Annotated in this window: 24 protein-coding genes; 7 read left to right on the forward strand and 17 right to left on the reverse strand. The window is 51.0% G+C overall.

Annotated features, from left to right (window positions below; all coding sequences use genetic code 11):
- The first annotated feature begins 158 nt into the window (after nt 1–158).
- The 5 genes from pgpB to yciH all read left to right on the forward strand — a co-directional run bounded on the left by pgpB (nt 159) and on the right by yciH (nt 3,811).
- Nucleotides 159–923, forward strand: a complete 765-nt coding sequence (gene pgpB, locus AACU19_RS21420; protein ID WP_001256529.1) for a phosphatidylglycerophosphatase B — start codon at nt 159–161, stop codon at nt 921–923.
- A 148-nt stretch (nt 924–1,071) separates the two neighbouring features.
- A complete protein-coding gene (lapA, locus tag AACU19_RS21425) occupies nt 1,072–1,380 on the forward strand; it encodes a lipopolysaccharide assembly protein LapA (protein WP_000876284.1) in 309 nt (102 codons plus the stop codon).
- Between the two features lie 6 nt (nt 1,381–1,386).
- Nucleotides 1,387–2,556 (forward strand): lipopolysaccharide assembly protein LapB, encoded by a 1,170-nt coding sequence (gene lapB, locus AACU19_RS21430; RefSeq protein WP_000891336.1) that lies wholly within the window; start codon nt 1,387–1,389, stop codon nt 2,554–2,556.
- A 191-nt stretch (nt 2,557–2,747) separates the two neighbouring features.
- Nucleotides 2,748–3,485: an orotidine-5'-phosphate decarboxylase gene (gene pyrF / locus AACU19_RS21435; RefSeq protein WP_024218644.1), complete on the forward strand. Its 738-nt coding sequence runs from the start codon at nt 2,748–2,750 to the stop codon at nt 3,483–3,485.
- Entirely contained in the window at nt 3,485–3,811 is a 327-nt protein-coding gene (gene yciH, locus AACU19_RS21440) for a stress response translation initiation inhibitor YciH (RefSeq protein WP_001353236.1), read from the forward strand. Before pyrF ends, yciH begins: the two co-directional genes overlap by 1 nt.
- Nucleotides 3,812–3,936: 125 nt before the next feature.
- On the opposite strand, the gene osmB is transcribed toward yciH, so the two are convergent.
- From osmB to AACU19_RS21455, 3 genes are all read right to left on the reverse strand, one after another.
- Nucleotides 3,937–4,155: an osmotically-inducible lipoprotein OsmB gene (gene osmB / locus AACU19_RS21445; protein ID WP_000498253.1), complete on the reverse strand. Its 219-nt coding sequence runs from the start codon at nt 4,153–4,155 to the stop codon at nt 3,937–3,939.
- A 268-nt stretch (nt 4,156–4,423) separates the two neighbouring features.
- The gene (gene yciT / locus AACU19_RS21450; RefSeq protein ID WP_001088621.1) at nt 4,424–5,173 is read right to left on the reverse strand and encodes a DNA-binding transcriptional regulator YciT; all 750 of its coding nucleotides are present in this window, start codon (nt 5,171–5,173) and stop codon (nt 4,424–4,426) included.
- A gap of 89 nt (nt 5,174–5,262) precedes the next feature.
- The gene (locus AACU19_RS21455; protein ID WP_001288368.1) at nt 5,263–5,436 is read right to left on the reverse strand and encodes a YciZ family protein; all 174 of its coding nucleotides are present in this window, start codon (nt 5,434–5,436) and stop codon (nt 5,263–5,265) included.
- 37 nt (nt 5,437–5,473) lie between these two features.
- Here AACU19_RS21455 and ymiD point away from each other — a divergent pair, with 37 nt between their 5' ends.
- Complete coding sequence (gene ymiD / locus AACU19_RS21460; protein ID WP_241957769.1) at nt 5,474–5,602, forward strand: protein YmiD; 129 nt, start codon at nt 5,474–5,476, stop codon at nt 5,600–5,602.
- On the opposite strand, the gene pdeR is transcribed toward ymiD, so the two are convergent.
- On the reverse strand, nt 5,584–7,569 hold the full coding sequence (gene pdeR, locus AACU19_RS21465; protein ID WP_000859969.1) for a cyclic di-GMP phosphodiesterase: 1,986 nt from the start codon (nt 7,567–7,569) through the stop codon (nt 5,584–5,586). The two genes, ymiD and pdeR, sit on opposite strands and share 19 nt — an antisense overlap.
- Before the next feature lie 53 nt (nt 7,570–7,622).
- On the opposite strand from pdeR, the gene AACU19_RS21470 reads away from it, so the two are divergent.
- Nucleotides 7,623–7,727, forward strand: a complete 105-nt coding sequence (locus tag AACU19_RS21470) for a hypothetical protein (RefSeq protein WP_000221855.1) — start codon at nt 7,623–7,625, stop codon at nt 7,725–7,727.
- Between the two features lie 76 nt (nt 7,728–7,803).
- On the opposite strand, the gene rnb is transcribed toward AACU19_RS21470, so the two are convergent.
- The 13 genes from rnb to puuA form a co-directional block, all read right to left on the reverse strand.
- A complete protein-coding gene (rnb, locus tag AACU19_RS21475; protein WP_039020815.1) occupies nt 7,804–9,738 on the reverse strand; it encodes an exoribonuclease II in 1,935 nt (644 codons plus the stop codon).
- A 67-nt stretch (nt 9,739–9,805) separates the two neighbouring features.
- Entirely contained in the window at nt 9,806–10,933 is a 1,128-nt protein-coding gene (locus tag AACU19_RS21480; RefSeq protein WP_024212193.1) for a carboxymuconolactone decarboxylase family protein, read from the reverse strand.
- A 143-nt stretch (nt 10,934–11,076) separates the two neighbouring features.
- Complete coding sequence (gene fabI / locus AACU19_RS21485) at nt 11,077–11,865, reverse strand: enoyl-ACP reductase FabI (protein WP_000506490.1); 789 nt, start codon at nt 11,863–11,865, stop codon at nt 11,077–11,079.
- A gap of 262 nt (nt 11,866–12,127) precedes the next feature.
- The gene (locus tag AACU19_RS21490; RefSeq protein ID WP_000357889.1) at nt 12,128–12,490 is read right to left on the reverse strand and encodes a DUF559 domain-containing protein; all 363 of its coding nucleotides are present in this window, start codon (nt 12,488–12,490) and stop codon (nt 12,128–12,130) included.
- A gap of 70 nt (nt 12,491–12,560) precedes the next feature.
- Nucleotides 12,561–13,367 (reverse strand): peptide ABC transporter ATP-binding protein SapF, encoded by an 807-nt coding sequence (gene sapF / locus AACU19_RS21495; RefSeq protein WP_000573406.1) that lies wholly within the window; start codon nt 13,365–13,367, stop codon nt 12,561–12,563.
- Nucleotide 13,368: 1 nt separating this feature from the next.
- Nucleotides 13,369–14,361, reverse strand: coding sequence for a peptide ABC transporter ATP-binding protein SapD (gene sapD, locus AACU19_RS21500; protein WP_039020816.1), 993 nt, complete (start codon nt 14,359–14,361; stop codon nt 13,369–13,371).
- Nucleotides 14,361–15,251, reverse strand: a complete 891-nt coding sequence (gene sapC / locus AACU19_RS21505) for a peptide ABC transporter permease SapC (protein ID WP_001146166.1) — start codon at nt 15,249–15,251, stop codon at nt 14,361–14,363. The genes sapD and sapC overlap by 1 nt, the downstream gene beginning before the upstream one ends.
- Complete coding sequence (sapB, locus tag AACU19_RS21510) at nt 15,238–16,203, reverse strand: putrescine export ABC transporter permease SapB (protein ID WP_000583281.1); 966 nt, start codon at nt 16,201–16,203, stop codon at nt 15,238–15,240. The genes sapC and sapB overlap by 14 nt, the downstream gene beginning before the upstream one ends.
- On the reverse strand, nt 16,200–17,843 hold the full coding sequence (gene sapA / locus AACU19_RS21515) for an ABC transporter substrate-binding protein SapA (protein WP_032184026.1): 1,644 nt from the start codon (nt 17,841–17,843) through the stop codon (nt 16,200–16,202). The genes sapB and sapA overlap by 4 nt, the downstream gene beginning before the upstream one ends.
- Before the next feature lie 312 nt (nt 17,844–18,155).
- Nucleotides 18,156–18,401: a YmjA family protein gene (locus AACU19_RS21520; RefSeq protein WP_001015099.1), complete on the reverse strand. Its 246-nt coding sequence runs from the start codon at nt 18,399–18,401 to the stop codon at nt 18,156–18,158.
- A gap of 133 nt (nt 18,402–18,534) precedes the next feature.
- A complete protein-coding gene (gene puuP, locus AACU19_RS21525; protein WP_000996856.1) occupies nt 18,535–19,920 on the reverse strand; it encodes a putrescine/proton symporter PuuP in 1,386 nt (461 codons plus the stop codon).
- Entirely contained in the window at nt 19,910–20,074 is a 165-nt protein-coding gene (locus tag AACU19_RS21530) for a YmjE family protein (protein ID WP_123057641.1), read from the reverse strand. The genes puuP and AACU19_RS21530 overlap by 11 nt, the downstream gene beginning before the upstream one ends.
- Before the next feature lie 148 nt (nt 20,075–20,222).
- Nucleotides 20,223–21,641 (reverse strand): glutamate-putrescine ligase, encoded by a 1,419-nt coding sequence (gene puuA, locus AACU19_RS21535; protein WP_105278510.1) that lies wholly within the window; start codon nt 21,639–21,641, stop codon nt 20,223–20,225.
- Between the last annotated feature and the right edge of the window lie 17 nt (nt 21,642–21,658).

Here is a 21,658-nt window from a genome sequence, read left to right on the forward strand (position 1 = left end):
GATAATGCTGGTTCTGTATTGGCTTATTTTGCCATAACGAGAAGGGGTTCACCTAATCACGACGCGTCGATCATTCACGGAATGGCACAAATCTGTCAATTTTTCCCGGAACTGGCATTTTCAGTTATGATTGTGGGACTTATCAAAAAGGAGAGGCCATGCGTTCAATTGCCAGACGTACCGCAGTGGGAGCTGCACTATTGCTTGTTATGCCAGTAGCTGTATGGATTTCTGGCTGGCGTTGGCAACCAGGAGAACAAAGTTGGCTGTTAAAAGCGGCTTTTTGGGTTACTGAAACCGTTACCCAACCCTGGGGTATCATCACGCATCTGATTTTATTCGGCTGGTTTCTCTGGTGTCTGCGTTTTCGCATTAAGGCCGCCATTATGTTATTTGCCATTCTGGCGGCGGCGATCCTTGTGGGACAAGGTGTTAAATCCTGGATCAAAGACAAAGTTCAGGAACCACGACCTTTTGTTATCTGGCTGGAAAAAACACATCATATTCCGGTTGATGAGTTCTACACTTTAAAGCGAGCAGAACGCGGAAATATAGTGAAAGAACAGTTGGCTGAAGAGAAAAATATCCCGCAATATTTGCGTTCACACTGGCAGAAAGAGACGGGGTTTGCCTTTCCTTCGGGTCACACGATGTTTGCTGCCAGTTGGGCGCTGTTGGCCGTTGGGTTGCTGTGGCCGCGTCGGCGAACGTTAACCATTGCTATCTTGCTGGTCTGGGCAACAGGAGTCATGGGAAGCCGCCTGCTACTCGGGATGCATTGGCCGCGCGATCTGGTGGTAGCTACGTTGATTTCGTGGGCGCTGGTGGCGATAGCAACGTGGCTTGCACAACGAATTTGTGGGCCATTAACACCACCTGCGGAAGAAAATCGCGAAATTGCGCAACGAGAACAAGAAAGTTAACGCTGGTTGATTTTCCGAATTTAGCCCTTAAATCATCAACAATGCGCGTGGTTGCCATTTCGCAGACGGCGCGAAAATGGTACTTTAAAGGGCTATTGCGGTAAGTTGACCATAATTTATTCGCTCTAACCACATAACGGGAAGTAATGTGAAATATTTACTCATTTTCTTACTGGTGTTAGCGATCTTCGTGATTTCGGTCACGTTGGGTGCGCAGAACGATCAACAGGTGACGTTTAATTATCTGTTAGCGCAAGGGGAGTACCGTATTTCCACATTGCTGGCGGTATTGTTTGCTGCGGGGTTTGCTATCGGTTGGCTGATTTGCGGCCTGTTCTGGCTGCGAGTTCGTGTTTCCCTGGCGCGCGCTGAACGTAAAATAAAGCGACTGGAAAACCAGCTTTCACCCGCGACTGACGTGGCTGTAGCGCCGCATTCGTCAGCGGCGAAGGAATAACTTTCTATGCTGGAGTTGTTGTTTCTGCTTTTGCCTGTAGCCGCTGCCTATGGCTGGTATATGGGCCGCAGAAGTGCGCAACAAAACAAGCAAGATGAAGCCAACCGCTTGTCGCGTGATTACGTAGCGGGGGTTAACTTTCTGCTTAGTAATCAACAGGATAAAGCGGTAGACCTGTTTCTCGATATGCTTAAAGAGGATACGGGTACCGTTGAAGCCCACCTTACGCTCGGAAACCTGTTCCGTTCGCGTGGCGAAGTTGATCGCGCTATTCGCATCCATCAGACCCTAATGGAAAGCGCCTCGCTGACCTATGAACAGCGTCTGTTGGCGATTCAACAACTGGGGCGTGATTACATGGCCGCCGGGTTATACGACCGCGCGGAAGACATGTTCAATCAACTGACCGATGAAACTGACTTCCGCATTGGCGCGCTGCAACAGTTGCTACAAATCTATCAGGCTACCAGCGAGTGGCAGAAAGCAATTGATGTTGCCGAACGCCTGGTGAAGCTGGGTAAAGATAAGCAGCGCGTCGAAATTGCTCATTTCTACTGCGAGATAGCCCTACAGCATATGGCCAGCGACGATCTCGATCGTGCCATGGCCTTGTTAAAAAAAGGTGCGGCGGCAGATAAAAACAGCGCCCGCGTATCCATCATGATGGGGCGCGTATTTATGGCGAAAGGAGAATACGCCAAAGCCGTCGAAAGTTTGCAACGCGTGATATCCCAGGACAGAGAACTGGTCAGCGAAACGCTGGAAATGCTGCAAACCTGCTACCAGCAGTTGGGTAAAACTGCCGAATGGGCAGAGTTCCTGCAGCGCGCGGTGGAAGAGAACACCGGTGCCGATGCTGAACTAATGCTTGCGGACATCATCGAAGCGCGCGACGGTAGTGAGGCCGCACAGGTCTATATTACGCGTCAGCTTCAGCGTCATCCGACCATGCGTGTGTTCCATAAGCTAATGGATTACCACTTAAATGAAGCGGAAGAAGGGCGTGCCAAAGAGAGTCTGATGGTGCTGCGTGACATGGTTGGCGAGAAGGTGCGTAGTAAGCCTCGTTATCGCTGCCAGAAATGTGGTTTTACCGCATACACCCTCTACTGGCATTGTCCATCTTGTCGGGCCTGGTCAACCATTAAACCGATTCGCGGTCTTGATGGCCTGTAATTTTTAAAAAAATCCGACTTTAGTTACAACATACTAATTATTGATGTTCCATTGTGCTCCGGTAACTCGGGCGCAGAAAAGCCTGCCAGGGGAGAAATCGCAACTGTTAATTTTTTATTTCCACGGGTAGAATGCTCGCCGTTTACCTGTTTCGCGCCACTTCCGGTGCCCATCATCAAGAAGGTCTGGTCATGACGTTAACTGCTTCATCTTCTTCCCGCGCTGTTACGAATTCTCCTGTGGTTGTTGCCCTTGATTATCATAATCGTGATGCCGCGCTGGCCTTTGTCGACAAGATCGACCCACGCGATTGTCGTCTGAAAGTCGGCAAAGAGATGTTTACGCTGTTTGGACCTCAATTTGTACGCGAACTTCAACAGCGTGGTTTTGATATCTTCCTCGACCTGAAATTTCACGATATTCCCAACACTGCAGCGCACGCTGTCGCTGCTGCAGCTGACTTAGGCGTGTGGATGGTGAATGTTCACGCCTCCGGTGGGGTGCGTATGATGACCGCAGCGCGTGAGGCACTCGTCCCGTTTGGCAAAGATGCACCGCTTTTGATTGCTGTGACGGTGTTGACGAGCATGGAAGCCAGCGACCTGGCCGATCTTGGCGTGACGCTGTCACCTGCAGATTATGCAGAACGTCTGGCGGCACTGACGCAAAAATGTGGCCTTGATGGTGTGGTGTGTTCTGCTCAGGAAGCTGTGCGCTTTAAACAGGTATTCGGTCAGGAGTTCAAACTGGTTACGCCGGGCATTCGTCCGCAGGGGAGTGAAGCTGGTGACCAGCGCCGCATTATGACGCCAGAACAGGCGTTGGCGGCTGGTGTTGATTATATGGTGATTGGTCGCCCGGTAACGCAATCGGTAGATCCAGCGCAAACGCTGAAAGCGATCAACGCCTCTTTACAGCGGAGTGCATGATGAGTGATTCCAACAGCCGTCTGGTCTACTCAACGGAAACCGGACGTATTGATGAGCCAAAAGCGGCCCCTGTACGCCCTAAAGGCGACGGTGTGGTGCGTATTCAGCGTCAGACTAGTGGACGTAAAGGTAAGGGCGTTTGCTTGATTACCGGTGTCGATCTCGATGATGCCGAACTGACAAAACTGGCAGCGGAACTGAAGAAAAAATGCGGCTGCGGCGGGGCAGTTAAAGATGGAATTATTGAAATCCAGGGTGATAAGCGCGATTTATTAAAATCACTGCTTGAAGCGAAAGGGATGAAGGTAAAACTCGCCGGCGGTTAACATAAAAAGCCACGGATATATCCGTGGCTTTAGAATATTTTACTGTGTGTATTATTCAGTTATTTCGTACTGAACAGAATCAAGCGTATTATAATTGCGAGTCGATAATCGACATTTATTTACGATTATTTACCGACCTGGTGACCAATAACACCACCGACGGCTGCACCACCTAATGTACCCAGCGTACTGCCATCGGTCAGTACTGCACCGCCTAATGCACCTGCGCCCGCGCCAATTGCGGTGTTACGGTCTCGTTTAGACCAGTTAGAACAGGCACTCAGAGACATTGCCAGGGTAATTGCCAGAACAGCCGCGGTCATTTTTTTGCTCGTTACAAACATAATACTCTCTCCTGAATTTATGATTCACGGAAGTAAGCTCTCTATAACTATAATAGCTAAGAATAAGCCTGGTGAAATTATTCCGTGAAATCCGCTCGCGCGCAGGGTTATATCACGCAGGTGATAATGACTTCCTGTTATATCGCTGATAATAATTTTATATCTTGAGAGTGTTAATAACAGGTAAATAGTCTTAATTATCAACCAGGAATCATCTTAGAGCGGATGATTTGCAAAACAGCAAATCATCCGTAGAGAAGGGAAATGGTTAAATGTCAACGACGTGAACGGTGAGTTTACTGTGCTCAAGATGCATCAGATCGCTGGCGCGTATTTTCGAATCGGTAATCACGCGATTGAATCGCTCAACGGGGCCGATGGAGTATGAATGTACAGCACCAAATTTCGAACTGTCAGTCAGGACTATCGCTTCGCACTCTTTTTCCAGCACGGCATTGACCACATCGGTACGCATCATATCGCGACCGGTAAACCCAGTTTCAGGCTGCCAGCCATCAATACCAATAAATGCCTTGCTGAAATGCACCTGTTGGATGCACTGGCGTGTCAAAGGACCAACCATACTTTCGCTTTTTTTCTGGTACACGCCACCGAGCAAAATGACTTCACAAGGCGCGTCTTTCAGCAAATGCGCGATGTAGCTGCTGACCGTGATGATCGTGACATTTTTCTTCTGCTCGCCCAGAGTCCGGGCGAGCAGGGCATTGCTGCTGCCATTTTCGATAAAGATGGTTTCGCCCGGTTGAACCAGTGACGCGGCAAACTCGGCGAGTTCACGCTTCAGTGTATAGTTGCTCATCATACGGGTTTCGACGTCATCACTATCAAGCGAAACTGCAAAACCATGTGCACGGCGGAGGTAACTCAGTTTTTCGAGGGTGTTGAGATCCTGGCGAATGGTAACTTCAGAAACTCCAGTGGCTTTTGCCAGATCGGTTACGCTAACCTGACCCTGGTCAATGACCATCTGTAGAATAGTTTGTTGTCGGGAATTCATCGCTGTAATTCTTATAACGTTATAATACTTAATAAAAAAATACTGACGCGCCGGGCATCCTCAAATAGGAAAACCTGAAGGCACGATTGTTAAATCTCCCACGGTGCCTTCGGGATGTCTGGCGTAGATTCAGCAACCTGGCGCAAGAGTTCTGCTTTAAGTATCTCGAGATTATGGATCGCAGAGTGGTAATCGCCTGCCACAAGGATATCTAACACAATATCAATACGTTCGGCAACGCGCTGGGCATCAAATTCAGACATCAAGGACATCCTTTTAGCAAAAGGGGGAAAATGAATAATGCAAAAATTGCCGCTAAAAGAGAAGTGTTTAACGGCAACGGCTAATTATCATCCGGGAATACGATATATAATGACGGAATATATCGCTAAGTATATATATTCATCTGCTTATGAGCGCTTCAGATAGCGTTTATACCAGCGTTCGAAGGCGACGGCGGGCATCGGTTTGGCAAACAAAAATCCTTGCCGCTCATTGATCCCGTTCTTGGTTAAAAAAGCATCTTCCTTTTTACTCTCCACTCCTTCAGCGATCACCTGAAGATTCAATGCCTGGGCCACAGCGACGATCGCCCGGACCAGCGACTGCGATACAGGTTGTTTGTGAATATCTCGAACAAAAACCTGGTCAAGTTTAATCGCATCGATCGGAAAGCGCGCCAGTTGCGAAAGTGAAGAGTAGCCGGTACCAAAATCGTCCAGATGCACTTGCGCACCTAGTTGGCTAAATTGTTGAATAACAGACAGTGCCAGTTCATCATTCTCAATCAGGCAGCTCTCCGTCAGTTCAACATCAATAGGGCAGTATTCAAAATTGAGTTCCTGGAGAACCTGTTTCAGGGCGGTGAAAATGGTTTGATCGGCGAGCTGACGTGCAGAAATGTTTACCGCCACTCGCAGGTTAATGCCTTTATCCCGCCACTTCGCCACCTGGCGTACGACATCGAGAATCACCCAACGGCCTAAAGGCACAATTAGCCCTGACTCTTCGGCGTAGGAAATAAAGTCCAACGGTGGAATCAACCCACGTTCAGGTGACTGCCAACGTACTAAAGCTTCCAGACTGCGTACTTCGCCACGCCAGGTGATTTTCGGTTGATAGTGAATAACCAACTGATCGTTTTCCAGTGCTTTACGCAAGTTGGTATCCAGCCAGAGATATTCAAATACCCGCTGATTCATTTCTGGGGTAAAAACGCAAAATTGTCCTCGTCCGCCTTCCTTCGCTGTGTACATTGCTGTGTCGGCGTGACGAATAATAGCCGCGCTGTCCGAACCATGTTCGGGAGAGAGTGAAATACCCACTGAACAGCTGGTATAAACTTCAATTAAACCAATGCGGAAGGGGAGTCGTAAGCGGGTCAAAATTCGTGATGCCATTGCTTCCAGCGCGCTTTGTGAGGTATTGGATGCCAGTACCAGAAACTCATCGCCACCTGGACGCGCCAACACCTGATCATGTTCGAGACAGCTTAAAATGGCCAATGACACTTCGCGTAATAGCTGGTCACCAAACAAATGCCCATAAGCGTCGTTGACCTTTTTAAAATTATCCAAATCAAGATACACAACCCCAACTTTATTGTTATCTGCCTGATTAATGGCGTGATCGATTAACTCCTGCATTGCGTTACGATTCGGCAGTCCGGTGATACTGTCGGTATTTGCCAGAATACGCAGTCGCTCCTGAGCGCGGCGCTCTTCGGTAATGTCGGTGCCGGAACAGATTAAAAAAATCTCGTTCTTGCCACTGCCGCTGTGGACAAATTTATTGCGAAACAGAAACAGCCGCTGGCCTTTACGTGTTGGTATCCACAGTTCGACTTCATATGCATTGCCGCTTCGAAAAAATACACGGTTATTGCGCCTGGATGCCGCAGCTTCACGTCGGCTCATAAACAGTTTAAACACGCTTTGCCCAATGACGTCGTGTTCTTTCAACCCTGTGTAATCTTCACATAACCGATTGAAGCGTTGGATATTCCCCCGACTGTCGAGAATCACTATTGCGGAATGTGCTTCAGAAACTACCTGCTCAGCAAAGGAAAGCCCGTGTGATAAATCACGAGCAACCGCCGGTGTGTCATGCCATGCCGACGCGTTGCCAGCCCATTCCCGTTTATTGATTTTTCGTCCTACCAGATGCACAGAAAGATCGCTTTCATCGACGGTCAGACTCATCATCAGGCTGGAAGTGATGACCGTCATTTCCCTGATGCGAGCAGCCTGTTCGGCAGATAACTGCAACGTACGTTCAGGTTCTGTGGTTTCGGTGGTAGAAAAGCGCAAAACATCGCTGCTTTCCGTCAACCGCCAGTATGGATTGTGCGATCCGAGAAAGTTGTACAACGTTGTGGACTCCCTAACGGTTTTCATGATGCATATCCTCCGGTTAACAGCGGAGTCCGCGGTTAAATAAAAGGAACAACATGACTTACATGAAATTAACGGCGGCTAAACGCATTGTTTTTTTTATCTATTTATTTGTAATCCAGTTTTGGAAAAACGCCAGTTTTCAAACGAAAGTCAGTTAAAAATCTGCCGGGATATGGCGAAGGTGGAGCGGGGAAATAAACGGCCCATTCATGAGGAATGGGCCGTGAAAGGAGATTACGCGACCGGGCGTGCAATAATGCTGCGGGTTTCCATGCGGACTTCGGCAATGGTGACGTCAATAACGTCGGTCACTTTGTAAGCCGTTTCACCTTTAATTTGTACAGTGCCGTTTTCCTGGCTGCAAACCAGTTCATCGCGCACAGCGTGTAAGAAAGGTGCTGGAATAAAGGCGATAGCGCCGTTATCAACCAAACGCACACGCATGCCGCCACGGCTGATATCGACAATTTCCGCCGCGAAACGGGTGTCAGTCCCGGCTTTGTCTTTCAGGAAGCGCGCGTATAACCAGTCGCCAACATCACGTTCTGCCATTCGGTTGAGACGGCGACGCTCGGCCATTTGGACAGTGATTTCATCCTGCGGGCGCGTCGCAGTTTCGCCTTTGATAACCGCTTTCAGCAGACGGTGGTTGATCATGTCGCCATATTTACGGATTGGCGAAGTCCAGGTGGCGTATGCTTCCAGACCGAGGCCAAAGTGAGGACCGGGTTCAGTGCTAATTTCAGCAAATGACTGGAAGCGACGAATGCGGCTGTCGAGGAAACCAGTTGGTTGCGCATCCAGTTCACGACGCAGTTTGCAGAAACCGTCCAGCGTGAGCACTTCTTCGGCATCGACATGCAGACCGTGGGTTTTCAGCAACGCCGCCAGCGCGTCGGCATTCGCCGGATCAAAGCCCATATGCACGTTATAGATGCCAAAACCGAGCTTATCGCGCAGTACGCGGGCCGCACAAATGTTAGCGGCAATCATCGCTTCTTCGACGATACGATTGGCAATGCGACGAGGCTCGGCGACGATATCCAGCACTTCACCTTTTTCACCGAGAATAAAGCGGTAATCCGGGCGATCTTTAAATACCAGTGCGTGGTTATTACGCCACTCGCCACGGCGTTGGCAAATTTGCGCTAACAAACGGACTTGTTCGGCAATTGCTTCACTTTCAGGCTGCCAGTCACCGGTATTTTCCAGCCAGTCAGAGACCTGGTCATACACCAGCTTCGCTTTGGATTCGATGGTGGCGGCAAAGAATTCGATATTATCTTCAATGGTGCCATCAGCGGAGAGCGTCATGCGGCATGCCAGTACCGGGCGGACTTCATTGGCGCGCAGTGAGCAGAGATCGTCAGAAAGCTCGCGAGGCAGCATAGGGATGTTGAAGCCAGGCAGATAGTTGGTGAATGCGCGAATTTTCGCGGCTTTGTCCAGCTTGCTGCCTTCAGCAATCCACGCGGTTGGATCGGCAATCGCCACAATCAGCTGAAGTTTGTCATCCGGCAACGCCTTAGCGAAAAGGGCATCATCCATATCTTCTGTGCTGGCACTGTCGATGGTGACAAAATCCAGCGCTGTCAGATCTTCACGAACCAGACCTTCATCGAGCATTTCGGTAGCGACGCCGTCTGGTGCTTCTTTTTCCAGGTTATGGCGCGCCAGGGTAACCCACCACGGTACAAAGTGGTCGTCACCAAAAGTGATGTATTGTGTTAGTTCAGCATAGAAAGAACGATCGCCTTTCAGCGGATGACGGCGCATTTCGGCAACCGCCCAGTCGCCTTCTTTAAACTCGTGGTTCAGGCCACGGGCTGCGCGGCAAGGAATGGCGTCTTTTAAGAGTGGATGATCAGGAACGATGGCCAGACGGTCATTTTTGCCCTGAACTTTACCCACGAAACGAGTCAGAAACGGTTCAACCAGTTCTTCTGGCTCTGCGGATTCACGATCTTTTTCACTGTGGATCACTGCGATAATTCGGTCGCCATGCATGACTTTTTTCATCTGCGGCGGCGGAATGAAATAACTTTTTTGCGCGTCGACTTCCAGGAAGCCAAAGCCTTTTTCTGTGGCTTTTACCACCCCTTCAGCGCGTGGCGTCTGGGAATGCAGTTGCTGTTTAAGCTGCGCTAGCAGCGGGTTGTCCTGAAACATAATTGTCTATTTTGGTGGCCATTAGAGCGGCTGACAGTTTTACGCGAATCTGTCTGACGCAGCAAGGTTAATATGTCTCACCCAACGCGATTTTTAAGCGATTTATCCAGCCACACAGCCCGCTCCATACCAGCAGATTAATAATCTGCGTTGATGATTTTTCGTGTTCGAGTAATGGGCTGAACTGGGCGGCGCTAAAGCGATCGGGTGCTCGGGTCAGCCATTGTATCGCCTGAACGGTAGCGCGCTCAACAGAATCACGGTCAGCCCATTGGTTAATTTCATTTTCGCCCTTGCGCAGAAGGGGGCTGATTTTTTTATATTCATTTGATGAATTCATACAGGCAGCAAAACAAGCAGGACTGCCATTAATACGCGCGCATAACAACGCCGCAAGCTTATTATCCGGCTGTGTATTGACCCGTGTGCTGTTTAACAACTTTTCGAGAAGGGAAAGTGAAATAGGGTGGAGAGAGAGTGTTTCGGTCAGTTGGCAAAGTTCTGCATTAGAACTTTTTGTGTGCTCTTCAGGTAGTTTTTCCACCTCATAGCTGCTTCGCCAGCGTATTGATTCATCAGCAAACAGTGACGCGTCGGCGTAGTTTTGTATCTCCAGACCGGGTAACCAGCGTACCGAATGCCCGAGATAAGCCTGAAATGTCGCAATTGTCCGCGCCTGAAAGCCAATAAAACCAATTATTTGGTTGATTATCACACAGTCCCAGGCAGTAAGACCGACGTCATTCAGATGTTGGCGCGATCGGTTGTCGATAATAGAAGGCGAGCTGGCCAGTTGGCGGGCATATTGCGTGATTTGTGCCAACCGATGATTGCTTTCCCTGGAGGAATCAGGTCCGGGGAGCGGTGTAAGTCGCGCCGAATAGTAGTTGCACAACCGCTGGACGCCGCAAACCTGAGCAACCGTCAGGGCCGTCGACAAACGTTCATAAGCGGTGAAGGTCTGTGAACGGGTCACAGTAAGCTGGTCAGGGAACAACTCCGCTGCAAGAATGCGCGCCGGGACCATCCATGAAAGGAAGGGGGCCAGCGTTTCTTCATCAAGGATCACGTCGAGCAGAAAGGGATCGCGAACCTTTGCGGCTTCCGGGACCAGAGGCAGAACGTCATTCTCCGCAGTACTGGATTGCGTTTCATGATACCAGTGGCTTTTGCCGGTGATGTGGCGTTGTTCCATGGGCGCTCCTTGGTCGTAAAGGAAATCGTTATCCTGACGCAAGGCGGGAAGGGGAGAAAGACGGATCGGCGATAACAAATATCAGAAAGGTATAACAGAGATAACGGGCGGCAGAACGCCGCCCATCTTGACCAACAGAACGATTATTTCAGTTCGAGTTCGTTCATTGCAGCGATGCTGAAACCGCCGTCAACGTGGACCACTTCACCGGAGATACCGGCAGAGAGATCGGAGCACAGGAATGCCGCAGAGTTACCCACATCTTCAATAGTAACGGTACGGCGAATCGGGGTAACGGCTTCGCAATGAGCCAGCATTTTGCGGAAATCTTTGATACCGGAAGCCGCCAGAGTACGGATCGGACCAGCAGAGATGGCGTTAACACGCACACCTTCCGGACCCATCGCGTTCGCCATATAGCGCACGTTCGCTTCCAGAGACGCTTTTGCCAGACCCATAACGTTGTAGTTCGGGATAGCGCGCTCAGCGCCAAGGTAGGAAAGGGTCAGCAGGGCAGAACCCGGATTCAGCATGGAGCGGCAAGCTTTTGCCATTGCAACGAAGCTGTAGGAGCTGATGTCGTGGGCAATTTTGAAGCCTTCACGGGTGACGGCGTTAACATAGTCACCATCCAGCTGATCGCCAGGTGCAAAACCAATAGAGTGTACGAAACCGTCAAATTTCGGCCAAACTTTCCCCAGTTCAGCGAACATGGTGTCGATGCTGGCATCTTCGGCAACATCGCACTGCAGAACGATGTCAGAACCCAATTGAGCGGCAAATTCTTCTACGCGGCCTTTCAGTTTGTCGTTCTGGTAGGTGAATGCCAGTTCAGCTCCTTCGCGGTGCATCGCCTGAGCGATACCGTAGGCGATGGACAGTTTGCTGGCAACACCGGTTACCAGAATGCGCTTACCGGAAAGAAAACCCATAGCTTTAATCCTTATTGTTGATGCTTGTTGTTGCCTGAAAATCAGGCGATTCGTCGTTTGAATAAACAGTACGAACAGATAAACGGTTATTATAATCAACCTGGGTGTGAGTGGCTATAGTTGGCAGGTCTGACCGGAGCAGGGCGCGGGCAGGGTGGGCGCTTTTCCCCTCACCCTAACCCTCTCCCCAGAGGGGCGAGGGGACCGATTGTGCGCGTTGTCACCCCAGCAACAAACAGGCACATACAGCCCCCTCGCCCTTTCAGGGAGAGGGTTGGGGTGAGGGTGACCGGCGGCTCAGTTCCTGCAGAATCTCCCCCAGAACCGCCTCTTCATTATGATCGATCTCGTTATTCCAGAAACGCAGCACGGTCCAGCCCTGGGACTCAAGCCAGCGCGTGCGCCTGGTATCATACGCGATAGCTGAATCATGTTGCCCACCATCAAGCTCTACCGCTAAACGTGCAGAGCAACAGGCAAAATCGAGAATGTAATTCCCCACCGGATGTTGACGGCGAAATTTGAAATCAGCAAAACGTCGGCTGCGAAGATATCGCCAGAACTTTCGCTCCTGCGGGGTGAGGTTGCGTCTTAAATCGCGGGCATTTGCTTTTATTTTATCCATCCCTTCATTCTGACAGGATGAATTTCCCTGTCAGAATGAGGTGAATATTCTGCAAGCTTGATTCAGAAAATTAACGGTCCTTACGCCACGCATCCGCCGTCAATGCCTCGCCAAAATGACCGGCAATCAGTCGTTTAGTGAGGTCGTGCAGCGGAGAGGCGAGCACATCCGCAGTACTACCTCGCTCGACAACCTCTCCCTGATGCATCACCAGCACCTGGTCGCTAATGTGCTTCATCATTCCGATATGCTGGGTAACATAAATATACGAAATGCCCTGTTTTTCCTGTAATTCCAGCATCAGATTAATCAACTGCGAACGCATCGACATATCCAGTGAGGCGAGGGCTTCATCGGCAATAATCACTTTTGGACGCAATATCAGCGCGCGTGCCAGACCCAGACGTTGTTTTTGTCCGGGCGCCAACATATGCGGATAGTAACTGACGTGATCCGGTAGCAGCCCAACCATCCGCATCGTTTCAATAATCTGTTTGCGACGCTGTTCAGGTTCCAGATCGGTGTTCAGACGCAGTGGAAAATCAAGAATCTGCGAGATACGTTGACGGGGATTCAACGAGGTCGAAGGATCCTGAAAAATCATGCGAATACGCTGACTACGGAAGGAATAATCGCCAAAATGCAGCGGATGATCGTCAATCAATAACTCGCCGCTGGTCGGTTCTATCATTCCCGCCAGCATTTTCGCCAGTGTGGATTTACCCGACCCATTCTCACCAATAATCGCCAGTGTCTGGCCTTCACGTAGCGTAAAGCTCAAAGGTTTTACCGCTTCTACGGTCTGACGACGAAACCAGCCGGTCCGGTAGCGGAACGTTTTACTTAAATTACGCACTTCAAGTAGCGTTTCGATCATCTCATTCTTTCTCCATGTTCAGTGGGAAATGACAGGCATAGAGATGATTTTTCGCCCCCATCAAACGTGGCGTCACAATGCATTCTCGTTGTGCATACGGGCAACGCGGCCCCAGCCGACACCCAATCGGTAACTGTTCCAGCAGTGGGATAGCGCCGGGCAGCGTATTGAGGCGACTTTTATGCGGCATCGCGCTGCCGAAGTCTGGTATCGCGCGGATCAGCGCCTGGGTATAAGGATGATGTGGCATTGTCACCAACTCCTTACTTGGCGCGGTTTCCACCGTTTGACCGCAGTAAAGCACGTTAATTTTATCCGCCCATTGGCTAAGCATTTGTAAGTCATGGCTGATAAGCAAAATAGTGGTATTGCTGTTTTGGTTGAGACGCGTCAGCAGGCGAAAGATTTGCGCCTGGGTTGTTGGCTCCATTGAGTTTGTCGGTTCGTCAGCAATCAGCAGACGCGGTTGATTCGCCAGTGCAATGGCTATCATCACTTTCTGACATTCACCTTCGGTCAACTCATAGGGAAAACTGCGCATCGCATCTTTGTGATCTTTAATCCCCACACGGTGCAGTAGTTCAATGGCACGGCGTTTGCGCCAGCCAAAACGCTGCCACCAACGGCCTTTATAGGTCCAGGCTGGGATGTTTTGCATCAACTGGCGACCCACACGTTCTGAAGGGTCAAGACACGACTGCGGTTCCTGGAAAATCATCGACACGTTGTGACCAACCAGCTTGCGCCGTTCGCGTGCGGAGAGACGCAGCAAATCGATATCATCAAAACGCATACGGTCAGCAGTAACACGCCAGTTATCTTTATTCACCCCACAAATTGCTTTTGCAATCAAACTTTTGCCGGAACCGGATTCGCCAACAAGACCGCGGATTTCACCTTCGGTTAAGGTCATACTTACGCGGTCGACGGCTTTAACCCACTCATCACCGGTTTTAAATTCAATGGTCAGGTTACGAATATCGAGTAATGGCATTATTCCACCCCCGCAATAATTGCACGACGGACACCGTCGCCAAGGAGGTTAACCAACAGCACGCTAATCATAATTGCCGCACCTGGCAGCATGACAGTCCACGGGGCGACATAAATCAGTTCCAGCGCATCACCGAGCATCGCTCCCCATTCAGGTGAGGGGAGTTGTGCGCCGAGATCGAGAAAGCCCAGCGCGGCGATGTCAAGAATTGCCATCGACAGTGCGCGGGTGATTTCGGTGACCAGCCCGGCGGTGATGTTAGGCATCACCGCAAACCAGAGAATATTCAGCGTTGATGCGCCATCCAGACGGGCGGCGATAACATACTCTTTTTCCAGTTCATCATGCACCATGCTGTAAATCGAACGTACCATACGAGGCAGCAGCGCCAGCCAGACGGCAAACATGGCGTGCGACAAACTCGGTCCGGCAAACGCTACAACGATAATTGCCAGCAACAGAGAAGGGATCGCCAGTAAGGTATCCAGAATATGGTTTAGTACTGCTGAGCGTAGACCGTGCGTCGACCCGGCAAAGGTGCCAAGTACCAGGCCACAGATCGTCGCGGCAAGCGTCACCACAAATGCCCCCCCCACGGTTGGTGCAGCTCCACTCAGTAAACGACTTAAAACATCGCGTCCGAGGTCGTCAGTCCCCAGGAAGAAAGAAACTTCGCCATAGCGTGACCATGAAGGCGGCAATAATTGATAGCCGAGAAATTGCTGATCGATTCCGTAAGGCGCAAACCAGCCGCCAAAAATACACAGTACAGCCAGTCCCGCGCAGCCGTACAGACCGACCATCGCAGAGGCATCACTATAAAACTTGCGCCAGGCGGTACGCAGCGTGCCCGGCGGGCGCTTTTCGCTGTATACGCTATCGTAAGGCATACCATTCCTTATGTTTCAGAGGGTTAGCCATGGCACCCAAAATATCAGAAATCACGTTAACAATAATGACCAGTGAGCCACACACCATCACTCCGGCGGAAATGGCTGCGTAATCCTGCTGACGGATGGCGTTAATTAACCAGCGCCCTAAACCCGGCCAGCTAAAGACCATTTCGGTGATCATTGCCAGCGTCAGCATGGTGGAAAACTGTAAGCCCAGGCGAGGAATAACCGGAGGTAACGCGTTATGCAGAACGTGGCGACGCAAAATAGTAAAGCGTGACAAACCGCGGGTCGCCGCCGCTTTTACATAATTCTGGTCATACACTTCGATAGTGCTGATACGCATTAGTCGGATCACTTCAGTTGTTGGCGCAACCGACAGGGTGATAACGGGCAATATCATATGGCGGATTGCGCTCATGACCATTTCATCCCGCCATGGTGAGTCCGAAAGCCAGGCATCAATCAACGCAAAACCGGTAATCGGTTTCACTTCGTAGAGCAGATCGAAACGCCCTGAAACGGGCAACCAACCTAGCGTGAGTGAACAAAACAGCGTCAACAGAAGCGCCAGCCAGAACACCGGGATTGAAAAGCCCAGTAAGGCGATGGCGTTGATCAAGTTATCCTGCCACTTATGGCGCGTAATCCCGGCAATCATTCCTACGGGGATGCCAACAATCAGCGCAAAACCGAAGGCGAGGATGCACAGTTCCATCGTCGCCGGGAAGACCTCTTTTAACTGTTCGGCAATCGGTTGACCGTTAATGCTGGAAACACCAAAATCCCAGTGGATCAGGCCGTTAAACCAGAACACCCAGGCATTCCACAGTGACGCGCCTTGTAACGGCGCATGTGGGGTGAAATAGCTCAAGCTAAAGCCAACGAACGTCAGCAGGAACAAGGTGACAATCAATAACAAAATGCGGCGTAAGGTGAAGATAATCATGGTTTTTTCACCTCATCCTGTTTCTCGCGATACACACCAGCAAAGGAGGCGTTACCAAACGGACTAAGTACCAGACCTTTGATATCGTAACGGTAGGCTTGCAAGCGCAATGACGACGCCAGCGGCAAAATGGGCAATTCCTGCGCCAGAATACTTTGCGCTTCGTCATAGGCTTCAATACGCGCCGCCAGCTGTTGCGAGGAGAGCGCCTTACGCAACACGCTGTCGAATTTCGGATCGCACCAGTGGGCGAGGTTGGTCTGGGAATGTATTGCTGCGCAGCTCAGTAGCGGACGAAAGAAACTGTCCGGATCGTTACTGTCTGTCGCCCAACCGGATAACGTCAGATCATGGCTCATATCCATCAACCGCGCCTCCTGAAAACGACCTTCTACCGGCACAATCACCACTTTTACGCCAACCTGCGCCATATCCGCCTGAATCAGTTCGGCGGTTTTCAGTGGACTGGGGTTCCACGCCTGCGAACGTGTGGGCACCCAAAGTTTCAGCGTTAAGTTTTCCAGCCCCAACGCCTTCAACTGTTCGCGCGATTTCGCCGGATTGTATTCAGTAATTTTAGCCTCGTTGTCATAGGCCCACGAGGCGCGCGGTAAAATAGAGGCTGCCGTTTCAGCCGTACCATAATAGATGGATTGCATCAGACGCTGGTTATTGATCGCCAGTGCCAGCGCATGGCGGACAGCGGGATTATTTAGCGGCGGTTTAGCAGTGTTAAATGCCAGATAGGCGACATTCATCCCCGGGCGCAGCGTTAAACGCAAGCGTGGGTCGTCACGCAAAATGGATAGCTGACTGGCAGCAGGCCAGGCCAGAACGTCGCATTCACCTGTCAGAAGTTTCGAAAGACGTCCGGTGCCGCCGGAGCCTAAATCCACCACCACCTGCGGCATTAACGGTTTGCCGCGCCAGAAGTCATCATGACGTTGTAGGCGAATAAATTGCCCGGCGCGGTATTCCGATAACTGATACGGTCCAGTGCCGACCGGCTGACGGTCGAGTTGTTCCTGGCGATCTTCTTTCTCTAACTTCTGGGCATATTCTGCCGACATGACCGATGCATAATGGGTCGCCAGGTGCCACAAAAAAGAAGCATCTGGCTGGGCGAGTCGGAACTCAACGGTATGATTATCCAGTTTGCGAACGCTTTTAACGTTATCGGCAAATTGCAGGCTGTCGAAGTAGGGAAAGTTGCTGCCGTTGACGTTATGCCACGGGTTGTTACGGTCAAAAATTCGCTGGAAGGTAAACACCACATCGTCGGCATTCATTTTACGAGTGGGAGTAAACCAGTCGGTTTTTTGAAACGGAACATCGCGACGCAGGTGGAAGCGATAGGTCGCGCCGTTGTCGAGCACTTCCCAGCTTTCGGCAAGTTCCGGCATCAGGCGATAGGTATAGGGATCGACATCCAGGAGTCGATCATAAAACTGGGCGGCAAGGGTATCGACAATTAACCCACTGCTCGCTTTGGATGGGTTAAAGGTGTTGACTTGCCCGCTGACGCAATAGACAAAACCGCTGTCGCGGATATCAGCATGCGGGGGGGATTCAGGCGCGGCGATTGCCTGACCACTCACAAGTCCAGCAATCACCAAAAGAGACGATAATACCTGGCGCATAATATTAAGAGATTTTATGTAAAGAGGCTATCTTACTAATATTTAATGACATTTGCCATTACCGTTTGTGTTCAGGGGTCGTAATGAGGGCCGTGTGGTTGGTCGTTGAACAGGTGACGTCGCCATCTGTTCAACATTCGTACCCGTGATTTCTCTATAACTATAACTCACAGAACAACTTAGCGAGGAGCAGAGCGGTACGATCGTGAGAAACCCATTAAAGCACGCTGCAGTGCGTGTCATTTTTAGCCGGATGCGGCGTGAACGCTTTATCCGGGCAACGATACTGACCGAGCGTCTGCAATGAAATAATTACTCATTACCCCATTGATTCAAAAACTCTGCGATCTCATCAATGCGTACGGGATTAATCCCCGCTTCAGCAGCCATTTCATGTTGGGCTTCTTCGCTGATCTCTTCATTGTTCATCAAACGGGTGAGCAGTAACTGGAAGTAGTGGGCCAGCGGTGTGCGTTCAGCGTCTGCGACAGGCTCTGCGCATTCGGTCGCGTACTCATCGGCAATATCAAAATATTTTAGCGGGATATCGTGGTTCATTATTTGCCCCTGGGGTTAATGCGCTAAGCATAAGGGCGGATGATAGCACTCGTGATCCGGGTCATACATCTTTTTATAGTTAATGGCGCGGCGCATTACCCTCAGGCAGGATAATGCGCCGCGCATCCGACTATTACGTTTCGCTCACCGGCGTTCTGTCACCATCATACAACGGCACTTTGCGATAGCGGCGGATCAGATACCACAAATATGCGCCGCCTAATGAAGCCCATACCAGACCGAGTGTCAGTGACGTTGACTCGAGGTTAACCCACAGCACACCCACCGTCAGCGCGCCAACCAGCGGCATCAGCAAATAGTGGAAGTGATCCTTCCAGCTTTTATTCATTCCTTTACGCCGCCAGAAATGATTAAACACCGACAGGTTAACGAAGGTAAACGCCACCAGAGCACCGAAGTTAATCAATGCTGTCGCGGTGACTAAATCAAAGAACAGCGCTGACAACGCGACAATCCCGACCATAATGACATTCAGTGCCGGAGTCCGCCATTTCGGGTGCACATAGCCAAACACGCGTTCCGGAAACACATTGTCGCGCCCCATCACATACAGCAGACGCGACACGCTGGCATGTGACGCCAGGCCAGACGCTAACGTGTTCACAAACGTCGTGCAGAGGAAAATCGACTGGAACAACTTGCCGCCAACGTACAGTGCGATTTCCGGCAGTGCGGCGTCCGGATCTTTAAAGCGGCTGATATCCGGGAAGAACAGCTGCATAAAGAACGACGCGGCGATAAAGATAACGCCGCCGTACACCGCCGTCAGGAAGATGGCTTTCGGGATCACGCGTGCGGCGTCCGGCGTCTCTTCTGAAAGCGTGGTCACCGCATCAAAACCGAGGAACGAGAAACAGACAATCGTCGCCCCGGTAATAATCGGGATCAGGTGCGCGTTCTCGCTGATAAACGGCTGAAGTGACCAGACGGTGCCAACGCCTTCTCCTTTATGTAGTCCCTGAACCACCAGGAAGATAAACACCACCATGATGGAGATTTGCACCAGTACAAACAAGGTATTGAAGTTAGCGACCAGGTTGACGCTCTTCAGATTCGCGGCGGTTAAAATGGCGACGAAGGTTACCACCCACACCCACGGCGGCACTTCCGGGAAGAGGGCGGAGAGATAGATTTTCGCCAACAAAACGTTGATCATCGGCAAAAAGAGATAATCCAGCAGCGATGACCAGCCGACCATAAATCCGACGTGCGGGTTAATCGACTTTTGCGCGTAGGTATAGGCCGAACCGGCCTCCGGAAACTGGCGAACCAGTTTGCCGTAGCTGATCGCGGTAAACAGCACACCCGCCAGTGCCAGCAAATAGGACGCCGGAACGTGACCGTCGCTAATGCCGGAAACAATGCCAAAGGTATCGAACACAGTCATCGGCGTGAGATAGGCCAGACCCATCATCACCACCTGCCACAATTTCAGTGATTTTCGCAGACGGGTTTTGCCGGGTTGCGCAGCAATATTCAGTGGTGAATTAATAGCCATAATTGCTGCCTCCCCTGCGTAATAAGGTTTGCGGTCGTATCGACCTGAAATCAAACCTGTTTAGCGAGGGAAGCAAAGGGGGCGGAGTCCAGTCAGTCGCAGGAGGGGCGCATACGCAGCCTCCCTCGCCATGCGGGGATTTAATCATCGGCATCATCTCATTTCCTCGTCACAGTCTTAATCGTTAACGGAAGCCCGTTGCCGCCTGCGCTCCATAACGCGACATCCGGGAAATGTCTGGATTACCAGCAAATGTCAGGCCTGGCTCCGCTCAGGCCGCTGAAACAACCCCGCAAGGGGTATTACGCGTTTTTCAACATCCACTCAATTTCTGTTTCTGTGATGAGGCGCTCAAACTGCAACAGCTCATCATTTTTACAGGCGTGATAGACATGGCAGAAGCGTTCGCCTAAATAGCGGCGAAGGTGATCATTCTCGATAAACTCACCCAGGGCATCGCTCTGGCGAATCGGGAAGGGTAAGCCTTCCTGTTCCAGCCCGTTGCCTTCGACTTCTTCCTGTAATGGCAGCGCGTTATCAAGACCGTGCAAAATACCGGCAAAAATCGCTGCCATCACCAAATACGGGTTGGCATCGGCACCCGCCACGCGATATTCCACGCGGTGATTATGGCGATCGCCGCAGGGAATACGCAGGGCGACGGTGCGGTTGTTATGGCCCCACGACGCCTGCGTCGGTACATACATCCCCGGCTGGAAGCGGCGATACGAGTTCACGTTTGGTGCCAGCAACGCCATTGATGACGGCATCAGGTCAATCATCCCGGCGAGCATCTTTTTCAGCAGCGGCGAATCTTCGCCTTCCGCGTCAGAAAGCACGTTCTCGCCACGATTATTTTGCATACTGATATGGATATGCATCCCGCTGCCCGCGTGCTCTTCATACGGCTTCGCCATAAAAGTGGCGTGCATCTTATGCTTTTCTGCCATCAGACGCACCAGGCGTTTTAGTGCCAGCGCATCATCGCAAGCTTCCAGCACGTTATCGGTATGGTAAAGATTGATTTCAAACTGACCTGGCGAGGCCTCGGCGACCGCGCCATCTGCCGGAATCAGCTGTAACTGCGCCAGCTCATCAATATCATTGAGCACGTCGGCGAAGTGGTTGAGGTTATCAACGGAGTAAACCTGACTTTGTGTATTGCGGTCATCGGTGCCGGGCGCGCAGGGCGGTTGCAGATACCCTTCAGCGTCGCGCTGGCGATCCAGTAAATAGAACTCCAGCTCTACCGCTACGACCGGGAACAAGCCGCGCTGGCGTAGCTGCTGCCACAGGCGGTTGAGAACGTTCCGCGGCTCAACGTCAAAGGGAGCGCCATCTTCATCGACCATGGTCAGGAGCATCTGACCGATAAACTCAGGATCTGCAGCAGAAGGGGTTAAGGAACCGAGAACAGGAACACAGGTACGATCCGGCTCGCCCATTTCCTGACCCAGGCCCGCTTCTTCTACTACGTTGCCCAGAATATCCATTGCAAACACCGAGGCCGGGAAATAACACCCTTTCTCGAGCTTCTTCAGGCTTGAAACAGGAATACGTTTCCCACGAAAACAACCATTCAGATCGGTAAGTAAAACATCAACATATTGCGTATTTGGGTAGCGCTCCAGGTAGCGTTTCACTTCCTGCGTAAAGGCGCTACCCCGCCTCTCTTCTGACTGCTGAACAAAGTTTTCTACTTCAACGATATTGGTTTCCATGATTCTTCGCCTTTGGT

The sequence above is a fragment of the Escherichia sp. MOD1-EC4550 genome, from assembly GCF_963876935.1.
GTDB classification, from domain to species: Bacteria; Pseudomonadota; Gammaproteobacteria; order Enterobacterales; family Enterobacteriaceae; genus Escherichia; species Escherichia coli_F.

Bases quoted from the DNA above. Each gene is read 5' to 3' on its own strand.
- puuA (WP_105278510.1), bottom strand. From the start codon at position 21,641: ATGGAAACCAATATCGTTGAAGTAGAAAACTTTGTTCAGCAGTCAGAA.
- pgpB (WP_001256529.1), top strand. From the start codon at position 159: ATGCGTTCAATTGCCAGACGTACCGCAGTGGGAGCTGCACTATTGCTT.
- rnb (WP_039020815.1), bottom strand. From the start codon at position 9,738: ATGTTTCAGGACAACCCGCTGCTAGCGCAGCTTAAACAGCAACTGCAT.
- puuP (WP_000996856.1), bottom strand. From the start codon at position 19,920: ATGGCTATTAATTCACCACTGAATATTGCTGCGCAACCCGGCAAAACC.
- AACU19_RS21480 (WP_024212193.1), bottom strand. From the start codon at position 10,933: ATGGAACAACGCCACATCACCGGCAAAAGCCACTGGTATCATGAAACG.
- yciT (WP_001088621.1), bottom strand. From the start codon at position 5,173: ATGAATTCCCGACAACAAACTATTCTACAGATGGTCATTGACCAGGGT.
- sapA (WP_032184026.1), bottom strand. From the start codon at position 17,843: ATGCGCCAGGTATTATCGTCTCTTTTGGTGATTGCTGGACTTGTGAGT.
- AACU19_RS21530 (WP_123057641.1), bottom strand. From the start codon at position 20,074: ATGCCGATGATTAAATCCCCGCATGGCGAGGGAGGCTGCGTATGCGCC.
- sapD (WP_039020816.1), bottom strand. From the start codon at position 14,361: ATGCCATTACTCGATATTCGTAACCTGACCATTGAATTTAAAACCGGT.
- AACU19_RS21520 (WP_001015099.1), bottom strand. From the start codon at position 18,401: ATGAACCACGATATCCCGCTAAAATATTTTGATATTGCCGATGAGTAC.
- pdeR (WP_000859969.1), bottom strand. From the start codon at position 7,569: ATGAAAACCGTTAGGGAGTCCACAACGTTGTACAACTTTCTCGGATCG.
- AACU19_RS21470 (WP_000221855.1), top strand. From the start codon at position 7,623: ATGACTTACATGAAATTAACGGCGGCTAAACGCATTGTTTTTTTTATC.
- sapB (WP_000583281.1), bottom strand. From the start codon at position 16,203: ATGATTATCTTCACCTTACGCCGCATTTTGTTATTGATTGTCACCTTG.
- fabI (WP_000506490.1), bottom strand. From the start codon at position 11,865: ATGGGTTTTCTTTCCGGTAAGCGCATTCTGGTAACCGGTGTTGCCAGC.
- pyrF (WP_024218644.1), top strand. From the start codon at position 2,748: ATGACGTTAACTGCTTCATCTTCTTCCCGCGCTGTTACGAATTCTCCT.
- AACU19_RS21490 (WP_000357889.1), bottom strand. From the start codon at position 12,490: ATGGATAAAATAAAAGCAAATGCCCGCGATTTAAGACGCAACCTCACC.
- ymiD (WP_241957769.1), top strand. From the start codon at position 5,474: ATGCAAAAATTGCCGCTAAAAGAGAAGTGTTTAACGGCAACGGCTAAT.
- sapF (WP_000573406.1), bottom strand. From the start codon at position 13,367: ATGATCGAAACGCTACTTGAAGTGCGTAATTTAAGTAAAACGTTCCGC.
- yciH (WP_001353236.1), top strand. From the start codon at position 3,485: ATGAGTGATTCCAACAGCCGTCTGGTCTACTCAACGGAAACCGGACGT.
- AACU19_RS21455 (WP_001288368.1), bottom strand. From the start codon at position 5,436: ATGTCTGAATTTGATGCCCAGCGCGTTGCCGAACGTATTGATATTGTG.
- osmB (WP_000498253.1), bottom strand. From the start codon at position 4,155: ATGTTTGTAACGAGCAAAAAAATGACCGCGGCTGTTCTGGCAATTACC.
- lapB (WP_000891336.1), top strand. From the start codon at position 1,387: ATGCTGGAGTTGTTGTTTCTGCTTTTGCCTGTAGCCGCTGCCTATGGC.
- sapC (WP_001146166.1), bottom strand. From the start codon at position 15,251: ATGCCTTACGATAGCGTATACAGCGAAAAGCGCCCGCCGGGCACGCTG.